General features: G+C 68.9%; 12 protein-coding genes. 5 read left to right on the top strand and 7 right to left on the bottom strand.

Going from position 1 to position 12,905, the window contains the following annotated elements; genetic code table 11:
• Positions 1–18 precede the first annotated feature (18 nt).
• Complete coding sequence (locus ACQBAU_RS14960; RefSeq protein WP_465256081.1) at positions 19–1,914, top strand: glycoside hydrolase family 2 protein; 1,896 nt, start codon at positions 19–21, stop codon at positions 1,912–1,914.
• 117 nt (positions 1,915–2,031) lie between these two features.
• On the top strand, positions 2,032–3,681 hold the full coding sequence (locus ACQBAU_RS14955) for an extracellular solute-binding protein (RefSeq protein ID WP_465256080.1): 1,650 nt from the start codon (positions 2,032–2,034) through the stop codon (positions 3,679–3,681).
• A 98-nt stretch (positions 3,682–3,779) separates the two neighbouring features.
• Here ACQBAU_RS14955 and ACQBAU_RS14950 read toward each other — a convergent pair whose 3' ends face one another.
• The 7 genes from ACQBAU_RS14950 to ACQBAU_RS14920 form a co-directional block, all read right to left on the bottom strand.
• Positions 3,780–4,391, bottom strand: a complete 612-nt coding sequence (locus tag ACQBAU_RS14950; protein ID WP_434548250.1) for a superoxide dismutase — start codon at positions 4,389–4,391, stop codon at positions 3,780–3,782.
• Positions 4,392–4,541: 150 nt separating this feature from the next.
• The gene (locus ACQBAU_RS14945) at positions 4,542–4,721 is read right to left on the bottom strand and encodes a CsbD family protein (protein ID WP_434548251.1); all 180 of its coding nucleotides are present in this window, start codon (positions 4,719–4,721) and stop codon (positions 4,542–4,544) included.
• 78 nt (positions 4,722–4,799) lie between these two features.
• Complete coding sequence (locus ACQBAU_RS14940; RefSeq protein WP_434548252.1) at positions 4,800–5,405, bottom strand: class I SAM-dependent methyltransferase; 606 nt, start codon at positions 5,403–5,405, stop codon at positions 4,800–4,802.
• A complete protein-coding gene (gene truA, locus ACQBAU_RS14935) occupies positions 5,402–6,316 on the bottom strand; it encodes a tRNA pseudouridine(38-40) synthase TruA (RefSeq protein WP_465256079.1) in 915 nt (304 codons plus the stop codon). The genes ACQBAU_RS14940 and truA overlap by 4 nt, the downstream gene beginning before the upstream one ends.
• Positions 6,317–6,318: 2 nt before the next feature.
• Positions 6,319–7,044 (bottom strand): tRNA (guanosine(46)-N7)-methyltransferase TrmB, encoded by a 726-nt coding sequence (gene trmB, locus ACQBAU_RS14930; protein WP_465256078.1) that lies wholly within the window; start codon positions 7,042–7,044, stop codon positions 6,319–6,321.
• Positions 7,045–7,443: 399 nt separating this feature from the next.
• The gene (locus ACQBAU_RS14925) at positions 7,444–8,739 is read right to left on the bottom strand and encodes a citrate synthase (RefSeq protein ID WP_434548255.1); all 1,296 of its coding nucleotides are present in this window, start codon (positions 8,737–8,739) and stop codon (positions 7,444–7,446) included.
• A 188-nt stretch (positions 8,740–8,927) separates the two neighbouring features.
• A complete protein-coding gene (locus tag ACQBAU_RS14920) occupies positions 8,928–10,205 on the bottom strand; it encodes an integrase catalytic domain-containing protein (protein WP_434551339.1) in 1,278 nt (425 codons plus the stop codon).
• Between the two features lie 272 nt (positions 10,206–10,477).
• On the opposite strand from ACQBAU_RS14920, the gene rplM reads away from it, so the two are divergent.
• Genes rplM through glmM form a run of 3 tightly spaced genes read left to right on the top strand, consistent with a single transcriptional unit; the run spans position 10,478 to position 12,871 of the window.
• Positions 10,478–10,921 (top strand): 50S ribosomal protein L13, encoded by a 444-nt coding sequence (gene rplM / locus ACQBAU_RS14915; protein ID WP_434548256.1) that lies wholly within the window; start codon positions 10,478–10,480, stop codon positions 10,919–10,921.
• A 35-nt stretch (positions 10,922–10,956) separates the two neighbouring features.
• Positions 10,957–11,493, top strand: coding sequence for a 30S ribosomal protein S9 (gene rpsI, locus ACQBAU_RS14910; RefSeq protein ID WP_465256141.1), 537 nt, complete (start codon positions 10,957–10,959; stop codon positions 11,491–11,493).
• A 16-nt stretch (positions 11,494–11,509) separates the two neighbouring features.
• Entirely contained in the window at positions 11,510–12,871 is a 1,362-nt protein-coding gene (gene glmM / locus ACQBAU_RS14905; protein ID WP_465256077.1) for a phosphoglucosamine mutase, read from the top strand.
• The last annotated feature ends 34 nt before the right edge of the window (positions 12,872–12,905 follow it).

Here is a 12,905-nt window from a genome sequence, read left to right as displayed (position 1 = left end):
TCCAGGAGGCCACCCACCATGCCCTACGAACCGTCCACCCGTACTCGCACGGTGAGTTCCCTCGGTGGTGCGGACCAGCCGCGGCCGGAGTACCCGCGGCCGCAGATGGTGCGGGAACGATGGCTGAACCTCAACGGACGTTGGGAGTTCGAGATCGACCACGGCGACTCGGGCATCGAACGGGGCCTCGGCCAACGGGCCCTCACCGACTCGATCATCGTGCCGTTCTGTCCCGAGTCGGAGTTGTCGGGTCACGGCCACGTCGACTTCATGGAGGCGGTCTGGTACGCCCGGGACGTGGTGGTCCCGCAGGACTGGGCCGACGATCGGGTGCTGCTGCACTTCGGGGCCGTTGATCATGACACCACCGTCTGGGTGAACGGTGCGGAGGTGGCGCGGCACCGCGGCGGCTTCTCGTCGTTCCACGCCGACATCACCGACGCGCTCGCCGGAGCGACGTCGGCCCGGATCGTGGTCCGTGCCCGGGACACCCGCTACGGCGCGCAGGCCCGTGGCAAGCAGTCGATCAAGTACGCCAACGAGGCCTGCGACTACACCCGGACCACCGGGATCTGGCAGACCGTGTGGTTGGAGCCGGTGCCCCGGGTCCACCTGCGCCGACCGCGGATCGTGCCCGGGCTGGCCGACCGCAGCCTCACCGTCACCCAACCGCTCTCCGCGGCCCCCGCCGACTGGCGGCTCCGGGCGGTGCTGACCGATGACGCCGGTGACGTGGCGGCGGTCGAGCAGGCCGTGGGGACGTCCATGGCGCCGTCACTTCGACTGGTCGTGCCGACCGACCGGGTGCGGCCCTGGTCACCGACCGACCCGCACCTGTACGGGCTACGGATCGAACTGCTGGACGACGCCGGCTCCCTGGTCGACCGGGTCGACAGCTACGCCGGGTTGCGCTCGGTGGCGATCGACGGACAGGCCATTCTGCTCAACGGGGAACGGGTGTTCCAGCGGCTCGTGCTCGACCAGGGCTACTGGCCGGACTCCTTGATGACCGCACCCAGTGATGCCGCCCTGGTGCACGACCTGGAGTTGATCACCGCAGCCGGCTTCAACGGGGCCCGGGTGCACCAGAAGGTCGCCGAGGAGCGCTACCTCTACCATGCCGATCGGCTGGGCGTGCTGATCTGGGGCGAGTTCGGTGACTGGGGAATCGCCGGCCGTGGGGCGCGGGGCAACAACCAGCAGCCGACCGCATCGTTCATCACCCAGTGGGCCGAGGTGCTCGAGCGCGACCTCAGCCATCCGAGCATCATCGGCTGGTGCCCGCTGAACGAGACCTACCAGGAGATCACCGACCGGATCACCCAACTCGACGACGTCACCGCCGGGATGTTCCAGGTCACCAAGGCCGTCGACCCGACCCGTCCGGTGATCGACAGTTCCGGCTACTCGCACCGGGTGCGGACCACCGACGTCTGGGACTCGCACTCCTACGAACAGGATCCGGTCAGGTTCGCCACCCAGCAGGCCGGATTGGCCGAGGGGACACCGTACGGCAACACCGGCGCCAAGGCCCCGTACTCGGTGCCGTACGAGGGGCAGCCGTACCTCGTCAGCGAGTACGGCGGCATCTGGTGGAATCCGGACGCCGCCGAGGTGAGCGGGGCTGATCGTGAGGAGTCGTGGGGGTACGGGCAGCGGGTGGTCGACGAGGAGGAGTTCCAGGCCCGGTTCGCCGGGCTGACGAACGTCTTGTTGGACGACCCGTTGATGTTCGGCTACTGCTACACCCAGCTCACCGACGTGTTCCAGGAGCAGAACGGGATCTACCGGTTCGACCGCTCGGAGAAGCTCGACGTCTCCCGCGTGGCGGCCGTCCAGCAGCGACCGGCGGCCTACGAGGAGGCCGACCGGGCGACCACCTTCCGTACCGGGCACGCCACAATTAAGATCTGACCGCAATGTGGGGCCGGGGCCTGTTGATTCTTGCGGGGTCGGTCTAGAGTTCCCTCACTGATCATGCCGGGCGCGGCTGGCGCGCCGGAGCCGATCATGGACAAGGGAGAAGCGACGATGCTCGATTCAACACGGGGCAACCTGACCCGCCGGGCCCTCCTGGGGACCGGACTCGCGGCAGGTGCCGGACTGGCCCTCGCGGCCTGCCAGACCGGTGGTTCGGAGGGAACGGGTGGCTCCGGCGGTGGTGGCGGGGCCGGATCCGGCGAGTTCACCTATCCGGCACACGTGCCGTACGACGGCCCGGAGCCCGAGCTGGCGCCGGACCCGACCTCCGGTGTGCCGGCCGGCTACCAGACCTTCCCGGACCCCGCGCCCAGCACCGGCCGGGTGCCGCTCGAGCTGTCCGCGCCGGTGGAGTTCCTGGTCCAGGGCATCGCGCCCGCCGTGCCGCGGGACCGCAACGAGTGGTGGCGGCTGTGGGAGAAGAACCTCGGCACCGAGATGAAGGTGAGCGCGGTCGACAGCACCGCCTACACCCAGAAGTTCCAGACGGCCGTCGCCGGCGACCTGCTCGGCGACCTGAGCCAGATCCCGCCGTCGCTGCCGCAGTTGCCGGCACTGTTGGAGAAGATGTTCGTCGACCTCACGCCGTACCTGTCGGGTGATGCGGTCACGAAGTACCCCAACCTGGCCAACATGGCGCCGACGGCCTGGCAGATGGGCGTGATCGACCAGCGGTTGTGGGGCATCCCGCAACCCCGGATCGCCGCCGGGTCGGTGCTGATGACCCAGGGCGACATCTTCGAAGCCAAGGGCATCGACGTCGACCCACAGCTCAACAGTGGTGAGGACTTCCTCGACCTGTGCCGTGAGGTCACCGACCGTGACCGCGGCGTCTTCGCCATCGGCCAGGTGCCGCAGAACTGGACCGTACCGGCCATCATGGAGGCCCTCGAGGGTCCCCACGGCTGGTACGAGGAGAACGGCACCTACGTCTCGGCGTACGCCTCGCCGGAGTACCTGCAGGCGCTGGAGATCGTGAAGAAGATGTGGGACGAGGGCCTGATCCACCCGAACTCGTACTCCGACCTCGGCTCGACCGCGGTCTGGTTCGACGGTGGGATCACGGCGATGTTCGCGCAGAACTTCGCCTCGCTGCAGGGTCGCAAGAGCTCGGCCAAGTTCAACGTCGGCGGTGTCGTGATGCCGAAGTGGGAGGGCGGCGGTGCGGCTCCGAAGCATCTGGGCGTTCCGGCGTACGGGGCGACGGTCGGCCTCAAGAAGACCGACGACGAGAACCGCATCGACGAACTGCTGCGGGTGTTGGACTACATCGCCTCGCCGTTCGGCACCCAGGAGTTCCTGGCCGTCAACTACGGCGTCGAGGGTCGTCAGTGGACCATCGCCGACAACCAGTTGGTGGTCGACAAGGACGCTCCGAAGGAAGTGATCTCCGGGCCGTCCTACGCCGGCGCGCAGAGCGCCCGCGACATCTACGTGCCGAACCAGCCGGAGGCGACCAAGCAGCTGCACGACTACTGCAGCCAGGTCATCCCGACCGGCGTCGTGAACCCGGGCACCGGGGTCTACTCCGAGACCAACGTGACCGACGGCGCCAACGAGATGAGCAAGCTGAACGACCTGATGGGGGCGATCATCCAGGGCCGGGAGCAGCTCAGCGCGTGGGAGCCGGCGGTCGCGGCGTGGCGCGAGAAGGTGGGCAACAAGATCGGTGAGGAGATCTGGGCCGAGGTGAACGGCTGAGTCGGGCCCGCCGGCGAGGACGACGAAGCCCCGACCAGTCGAACTGGTCGGGGCTTCGTGTCGTCTCGGACCGTGTCCGGTCCCGGGCGGCCGGTCGGTCAGACCAGCTTGGTGGTGCGGGCGGCCGCGAGGCGAGCCTCGGCGTCGGCCCAGTTGACCACGTTCCACCAGGCGTCGACGTAGTCGGCCTTGACGTTCTTGTACTGCAGGTAGAAGGCGTGCTCCCACATGTCGAGCTGGACGACCGGCACCTGACCCAGCGGGACGTTGCCCTGCTGGTCGAAGAGCTGGAACATGTTCAGCCGGGCGCCGAGGATGTCCCAGGCGACGACGGACCAGCCGGAGCCCTGGATGCCCGCCGCGTTGGCCGCGAACTGGCCCTTGAAGCCCTCGAAGCCGCCGAAGAACTCGTCGATCGCCGAGGCCAGTTCGCCGGTCGGCTCACCGCCGCCGTCGGGCGACATGTTCTTCCAGAAGACCGAGTGGTTGACGTGGCCGCCCAAGTTGAACGCGAGGTCCTTCTCGAGCTTGTTGATGTTGGCGAAGTCGCCGCCCGCGCGGGCTTCCTCGAGCTTCTCCAGCGCGGTGTTGGCGCCGGTGACGTAGGTGTTGTGGTGCTTGGAGTGGTGCAACTCCATGATCTCCGGCGCGATGTGCGGAGCGAGCGCTCCGTAGTCGTAGTCGAGATCGGGGAGGGTGTAAGTCGCCATGTTCGTCCTATCCGTGTGCGGCTCGGCCGGTGCGCTCACCGGCCAGTGCGAGTGACGCGCGAACTGATCCCAGCCTAGTCAACGCGGTTGGTGCACGGCCGAGGGGGTGGACATGGGTCCACCCCCTCGACGCGGGGTCGTGCGGGACCGTCAGCTGAGGCGGTCCTTGGCGTCGGAGAAGCCTTCCTTGACGTCGTCGGCGGCGCCCCTCAGCTTGGCTTCGTTCTTCTCCGCAGCGCCTTCGCGCTGCAGCTTCTCGTTGTCGGTGAGGTCGCCGGCGGCTTCCTTCATCCTGCCCTTGGCCTCGTCGGCCGAGTCCTTGACTCCCATGGTGCACACTCCTTCGTCGAAAGGTGAACGTGATCCCACGGTACCCATTCCGCGCCGGTCGTACCGGCCGGTCACGGCTCAGGTGGAGCGGGTCGTGGTCAGCACCCGGAATCCCTTGGCGCTGGCGGTCCGCTCCGTCGGGTGGCCCTGGTCGGTCAGCCACCGCTGCAACGAGTCGGCGCCCAGATGGCGGCCGACCACGAGGTGGGCCCGGCCCCCGGGGCGGAGCCGGGGGAGCCACTGCAGCAGCAGGGCGTGCAGTGCCTCCTTGCCCACCCGGATCGGCGGATTGGACCAGATCTCGTCGAACTCACCGGGCGGTACGTCGTCCGGCAGGGCCGGTCGGACCCTGTCGTCGACGCCGTACGCGGCCGCATTGTCACGGGTCAGCGCCAACGCCCGGTCGTTCACGTCCACCGCGTCGACCGTCGCCCCGGGCACCTCGACGGCCAGGGCGACCGCGATCGCCCCCCAGCCGCAGCCGAGGTCGAGCAGGCGAGCGGCCCCGGGGGTGGGCTCGACGCTGCGCAGCAACACCTGGGTGCCGAGGTCGAGGCCGTCGGTGGAGAACACACCCCGCGCCGTGGTGAACGTGTAGTCACGACCCCAGATGGTGGCCCGCACGCTGCGGCGCTGTTCCGGGCCGGTCGGCGTGGTGAAGTAGTGCGGTGTCGAGCCGGTCATCGCAGTGGCTCCCGCGTCGCCCGGGCCTCGTGGACCCGGGCGACCAGCTGATCGTCGGGGGGATAGCTGACCTCCTCCAGACACAGGCCGCGCGCCGGCATGACGCTGATGTCGCCGCTGCGATCCCTGTGCTGCAAGAGACCTTGTGCCCAGTTGAGGTCACGTCGACCCGTGCCGACAGCGACCAGCGCGCCGACCAGGGAGCGCACCATCGAGTGACAGAAGGCATCGGCCCGGACGTCGACCTCGATCGTGCCGGCGCGCTCGCCGGCGGTCGTCCGGGTCACCTCGCAGTGCGTCAGGGTGCGGATCGTGGTCGCGCCCTCGCGTCTCTTGCAGAAGGCCGCGAAGTCGTGCAGGCCACGCCAGCTGGTTGCCGCCGCGTTCATGATCGATACGTCGAGCTCGTCGGGGACGACCGTGACAGTTGAACGCAGCAAGGGATTCTGGCGGCTCAGGCCATCTGCGATCCGGTACGTGTAGCGCCGCTGGGTGGCCGCGAACCTGGCATCGAAGCCCGGCGGGGCGACGGTCACGTCACGGACCGCGACGTCGTCGGGCAGGGCCCTGGTGAGTCGGCGGAGCAACAACCGTGGCAAATCATGATCACCATCGCCGGGCCGGCTCGGCCGGGCGACCTGGCCGGGATCGATGTCGACGTGGGCGACCTGGCCGCGAGCGTGCACCCCGGCGTCGGTACGGCCGGCGCAGGTGATCATGACCGGCTCGGGCAGCCGCAGGGTCTTGCCGATCCACTCCTCCAGCACCCCCTGCACGGTACGGAGTCCCGGTTGGCTCGCCCACCCCGAGAAGTCCGTGCCGTCGTAGGCGATGTCGAGCCGCAACCGGACCGTGCGCTCGTCGAGACGCTCCTCGGCAGGCTCGGCGGACGTGGGCCGGGACGTGTCCATGATCAGCTCCGCCGGTACGTCAGGTCGCGGATGGTGCGGCCTTCGCGGATGCCGCGGTTCTCGAAGCGGGTCAGGATTCTCTCGTCGAACCGGGGTGCCCACCCGTCGTGCAGGTTGGTGAACTGTGGGTGCGGGTCGAGCACCTCGCGCATCTGGTCGGCGTACTCCTGCCAGTCGGTGGCCAGTCGCCACAGCCCATCGGACGTCAGCCGGTCGGCGACCAGGTCGGCGAAGGCGGTGTCGACCAGCCGACGCTTGTGGTGACGCGCCTTCGGCCACGGGTCGGGGAAGAAGGTCAACACCTCGGTCAGTGACCCCGGTGCCAGCAGGTGACGCAGGCCCGACACCGCGTCGGCGACGATCACACGGACGTTGTCGACCTCGGCGCGGGCGAGTTTCAGGATCAGGCCGGCGGCACCCGCCTCGTACACCTCGAAGGCGATGAAGTCGCGATCGGGATGCCGGGCGGCCATCGCCGCGAGTGACTCACCCATCCCGGGGCCGATCTCCACCACGATCGGGGCCCGCCGGCCGAACAGCGACTCGAGGTCGAGCGGTTCGCGTGGCTCCACGATGCCGGAGTGGGGGAGTCCGGGCAGCGGCACCACGAAGCGCGGGGCGTACATGTGCCACGCCCGGAGCTGGCCCTGGGTCATCCGGCCACCACGTCGCACGAAGGACGTCAGCTCACGCCGCGGGGCGGCCTGGGGGTGGGTCGGGTCGGTCACGGCGTGTCTGATCCTCTCGGGAGTCCTGTGGTGGGTGGTGCGCGGTGCCGGGGCGCCGTCGGTCCCCGCAATCTATCGCGCACCCCCGTTCCGGGGCGTTTCGACGGGCTCGGCGGGCGTGATCACACGATCCCCAGGCCTGTCGAAGGTGGGAGGCCCGCACCGAAGGGCGCCACAGCGACACAGCTGGACGTATGCGTCGCGTACGTCGCTGTGGCGCCCTTTTTTACGAGAGCACCCGCCGATCCGCGCCAGGAAGGCGGGCTCGGCGGGCGTCTCGACCGGCTCGACCGGCTCGACGGGCGTGACGCGACGGCTCGACGGGCGTGACGCGACGGCTCGACGGGCGTGACGCGGCGACTCGACGGGCGTGACGCGGCGGCTCGGTCGGCGTGAAGGTCAGCGCTGGTTCATCGGCACGTAGTCGCGGGTGCGCTCGCCGATGTACACCTGCTTCGGGCGGGCGATCTTCTGGTCGGAGTCGCCGACCATCTCCTGCCACTGCGCCAACCAGCCCGAGGTGCGGGGGATGGCGAACAGTACGGTGAACATCTCCGGCGGGAACTGCAGGGCCTCGTAGATCAACCCGGAGTAGAAGTCGACGTTGGGGTAGAGCTTCCGCTTCACGAAGTACTCGTCCTCGAGGGCGATCTTCTCCAGCTCGGTGGCGATGTCGAGCAGCGGGTTCTTGCCGGTGACCTCGAACACCTCGTCGGTGGCCTTCTTGATGATCTTGGCGCGCGGGTCGTAGTTCTTGTAGACCCGGTGGCCGAAGCCCATCAGCTTCTCCTTGCCGGCCTTCACGCCCTCGATGAAGTCACCGATGTTGTCGGTGGTCTTGATCCGGCGCAGCATCCGCAGCACGGCCTCGTTGGCCCCACCGTGCAGCGGGCCGTACAGGGCACCGATGCCGGCGGCCACGGCCGAGTACGGGTCGACGCCCGACGATCCGACGGAGCGGACCGCGTTCGCCGAGCAGTTCTGCTCGTGGTCGGCGTGCAGGATGAACAGCACCTCGAGCGCCTTCACCAGTCGCGGGTCGGCCTCGTACTTCGGCTCGCTCATCTTGAACAGCATCGCCAGGAAGTTCTCGGCGTACGACAGGTCGTTGTCGGGGTAGACGTACGGCTTGCCCTGCGAGTGGCGGAACGCCCAGGCGCCCAGGGTGGGGACCTTGGCGATCATCCGGGTGATCTGCAGCTGCCGCACCTCCGGATCGGTGAAGTTGATCGCCTCGGGGTAGAACGTCGACATCGCGCTCACCGACGACTGCAGCATCCCCATCGGGTGTGCGTTGTAGCGGAACGCGTGCATGAGGTTCTTCATGTTCTCGTGCACGAAGGTGTGGTTGGTGACCTCGTGGACCCACGTGTCCAGCTGGGCGGAGTTCGGCAGCTCACCGTTCAGCAGCAGGTAGGCCACCTCCAGGTAGGTGCTGTTCTCGGCCAGCTGCTCGATCGGGTACCCGCGGTACTCGAGGACGCCGGCGTCACCGTCGATGTAGGTGACCGCACTGCGGCAGGCGGCGGTGTTGACGAAGCCGGGGTCGTACGTCGCGAGCGGGTCACCGCCCTCGATGCTGATCTGCTTCAGGTCCGCGGCCCGGATGTGGCCGTCGGTGATGGCGATCTCGTACTCGGTGCCGGTCCGGTTGTCCCGGACGGTGAGCGTGTCGGTGGTGGGGCCTTCGGTCATGGGGTAAACCTATGCGGGAGGCGGGCCGATTCGCCAACCGGGGTCGGTCTTTCCCGAGGCTCGACACCCGACCCGGGTCGCTCGGAACGGTCGGCTTCCCCCGTGGCGGCGGCCGAGTTCGTGGTGCCTCACTGTCAAGTCCCCGCGTAGGTGGGGCCGTGCCTCACATGGTTTTCCCCCGCGAAACGTTAGCTGGCGTGGAGACGGATTCCGGATGGGTCGGGCAGGTGGGGGCGGGCTTGGTCTTCGAGGCGTCGGGTCTTGTGGCCGGCGAGTCGGGTGAGTTCCTGCTGGATCAGGTGGATCTCGTGGGCCATCGCGGCGGGTCGGAGGGTGGCCTTGTGGGCGGTGAGTTCGTGTTGCTGGGCGGTGCTCAGGACGCCGGCGTCGAGGAGCCGTTGGTAGGGGGTCCGTGGCGTGTCGTAGACGCGTTTGCGGCGGCCGACCTGGTCGGTGGCGTAGCCGACGGGCTTCTTCGTGGGGGTGAGGAAGTTCAGCCGGTCACACACCAGCGGCCAGAGCCGGTTCAGCAGTTCGAGCTCGAGCCCGGTGTCGTAGCGGTGGTAGAAGCCGTATCGGCGGACGAGGTGGTTGTTCTTGGACTCGATGGTGGCTTGGTCGTTCTTCTTGTAGGGCCGGGACCGGGTGAAGAAGATCGTGCGGTCGGCGGCCCAGCCGATCAGGTCGTGGTTGATGAACTCCGAGCCGTTGTCGCAGTCGATACCGGTCACCATGAACGGCACCGTGGCGACCAGGTCGTCGAACGCGGACCGGATATGGACGTGGGCGTTGTTGCGGACCGCGCGGGTGAACACCCAGCCGGTGTGCATGTCGGTGAAGTTCACGGTGCGGGCAAACTCGCCGGCCAGGGTGGGGCCGCAGTGGGCGACGGTGTCGACCTCGAAGAACCCGGGCTCGGCCTCGACCTCGTCACCGGCCTTGCGGACGCTGATCGAGTTCCGCAACAGGCTGCCGGGCTTGGTGGTGGCCTTGCCGCGGATCGGGTCGTTCGCGCGGGCAGGGGCCAAGTAACGGTCCATCGTGGCCGCCGACATTGATTCCAGCTCGGCGCGAACCTCGCGGTCGTATCGGTCGGCGCCCAGCACCAGGGAGCCCTCGGCTTCCATCGCGTCCAGCCAGTCGGGCATCGAGACTGCCAGGTACTTGCCGCAGGTCCCACCGGCGGTGGCCCAGACCTTCTGCAGCGTCTTGACCGCGTCGTAGGAGTACTTGCGAGGCTTGGTGCGGCGGCGGTCGATCACCGCAACCGTGGCCCGAGCCCGGCCCTTGGGCTGAGCGAGCCGGCGCCTCAGTTGCTGGCGGGCATGGTCGCGGTTCCAGCCCGTGACCGACACGACCTGATCCAAGATCCGGCCCTTGTCCCGCTTCCCAGCCTGCGCATACGCGGTGGCGTACTTCTTCGTGACCTCGACCCGAGCCGACAACGACAGATCCTTCGCACTCACACCCCAGCGTGACCGACCCCCACCCGTTCCCGGGGGAAACTGTGTGAGGCACGACCCCTCGCTACGCGGGGACTTCATGTGAGTCTCGTCGGAGTTTTGCTCTGGATGGTCACCGACGGTAAGCTGACTCGCTGTTGCGTGCAGGCATGCCCGACACTCTTGACTGAACGTTCGCCCCGCCGAACTTCGCGGGGTGGGTTGGCCTGTGAGGTTCCCCGAGGGCCGGCAACCACCCGACATCGAACAGCAGCGCAGAGATTGGCAGGAACAGCGTGTCCACCTACAGCCCCAAGCCTGGCGAGATCGCCAGGAACTGGCTCGTGATCGACGCCCAGGACGTGGTCCTGGGCCGGTTGGCGGTCTCTGCCGCCACGTTGCTGCGCGGGAAGCACAAGCCCACGTACGCGCCCCACGTCGACACCGGCGACTTCGTCGTCGTCGTCAACGCCTCGAAGATCGCCCTGACCGGCGCCAAGCGCACCGACAAGATGGCGTACCGGCACTCCGGTCGCCCGGGCGGGCTGAAGGCGGTGCCGTACGGCGAACTGCTCGACAACGACCCGCGCAAGGCCGTCGAGCTGGCCGTGTGGGGGATGCTGCCCAAGAACAAGTTGAGCCGGCAGCTCATCCGCAAGCTGAAGGTCTACTCGGGCCCTGAGCACCCGCACCAGGCCCAGCAGCCGACGCCGTACGAGATCACCCAGGTCGCGCAGTGACCGAGACCAGCACCGAGACCAGCCAGAGGAACACCGTGACCGAGTCCACCACAGACGTCGCGCCGGAGGAGACCGAGGAGTCGTACGAGGGCTCGTCGTTCACCGAGGGTGACAAGGAGATCAGCTACCGCTCCGAGGCTGCCGGGCAGCCCGGGCAGGGCACCGGTGAGCGTCCCGCGGTGATCGCTCCCGGCGGGGCCACCGGCCGCCGCAAGGAGGCTGTCGCCCGCGTGCGGATCGTCCCCGGCTCGGGTCGCTGGACCATCAACGGTCGCACCCTCGACGAGTACTTCCCGAACAAGGTGCACCAGCAGATCGTGTCGGAGCCGTTGGCCACCGCCGCGGTCGAGGGCGCCTACGACGTCATCGCCCGCATCAACGGTGGCGGTGTCTCCGGCCAGGCCGGCGCGCTGCGCCTCGGGGTGGCCCGGGCGCTCAACGCCGTCGACGCCGAGGCCAGCCGTCCCGCGCTGAAGAAGGCCGGCATGCTGTCCCGCGATGCGCGGATCAAGGAACGCAAGAAGGCCGGCCTGAAGAAGGCCCGCAAGGCTCCGCAGTACAGCAAGCGCTGATCTGCGCGGTCGGGCCATGGGGCGACTGTTCGGTACCGATGGTGTGCGCGGACGGGCCAATGACGGCCTGACCGCGGAGCTGGCCCTCGACCTGTCGGTCGCGGCTGCCCACGTACTGGGGGAGACCGGTGAACTCGGTCGCAACCCGGTGGCGCTGGTCGGCCGCGACCCACGTGCCTCGGGGGAGTTCCTCGAGGCCGCCGTGGTGGCCGGTCTGGCGTCGGCCGGGGTCGACGTGGTCCGACTCGGGGTCGTCCCGACCCCCGGTGTGGCCTGGCTGGTCGGTCACCGGGGCGCCGACCTCGGGGTGATGCTGTCCGCCTCGCACAACCCGATGCCCGACAACGGCATCAAGTTCTTCGCCCGCGGCGGCGCCAAGCTCGACGACCGGCTCGAGGACGCCATCGAGGCGCGGATGGGTGAGGCGTGGCAGCGCCCCACCGGTGCCGGTGTCGGGCGCATCACCGAGGACCAGGAGCCGGTCGAGGAGTACATCGCCCACCTGGTCACCTCGCTGGGCGTCGACGACGAGGACGCGATCTCACTGGCCGGCCTGACCGTCGTGGTCGACGGGGCGAATGGGGCGGCCTACCGTACGGCGCCGTGTTCGCTCGAGGTGCAGGGTGCCACGGTCATCCCGATCCACTGTTCCCCCGACGGGTTGAACATCAACGACAACTGCGGTTCCACCCACCTGGGTGACCTGCAGGCCGCCGTGCGCGAGCACGGCGCCGACCTCGGTGTCGCCGTGGACGGGGATGCCGATCGCTGCCTGTGCGTCGATGCCGACGGCAACGTGGTCGACGGTGATCAGATCCTGGCCGTCCTCGCGCTCGCCATGAAGGAGGCCGGCACCCTGGCCCACGACACCGTGGTCGCCACCGTGATGAGCAACCTCGGCTTCCTGAACGCGATGCGCGATGCCGGCATCACCGTCAAGCAGGCCAAGGTCGGCGACCGGTACGTGCTGGAGGAGATGAAGGCCGGCGGGTACGTCCTCGGCGGCGAGCAGTCCGGCCACGTCATCCAGTCGCGCTACGCGACGACCGGGGACGGGGTGCTCACCGCGCTCCACCTGGCGGCGCGGATCGCCACCACCAGCAAGTCGCTGGCCGAGCTCGCCGGGGTGGTGCAGCGGCTGCCGCAGGTGTTGATCAACGTCGCCGACGTCGACAAGTCCCGGGCCGCCAGCGATCCGGCCGTGACTGCCGCGGTCAGCCGGGTCACCGACGAGCTGGGCGACACCGGTCGGGTGCTGCTGCGGCCCTCGGGCACCGAGGACCTGGTCCGGGTGATGGTGGAGGCGGCCACCGAACAGCGCGCGCGAGAGATCGGGGAGCAGCTGGCTGCGGTCGTCCGGACGGCCCTGGCCAAGTGACCCGGCCCGACCGGGCGTCGGCGCCCGACGCCTC

The organism is Carbonicoccus niuqiaonis, assembly GCF_050157065.1.
GTDB lineage: Bacteria > Actinomycetota > Actinomycetes > Propionibacteriales > Propionibacteriaceae > Avipropionibacterium.
The sequence above is the reverse complement of the archived record's forward strand: the minus strand, read 5'-3'. Positions and strand labels throughout refer to the sequence as shown.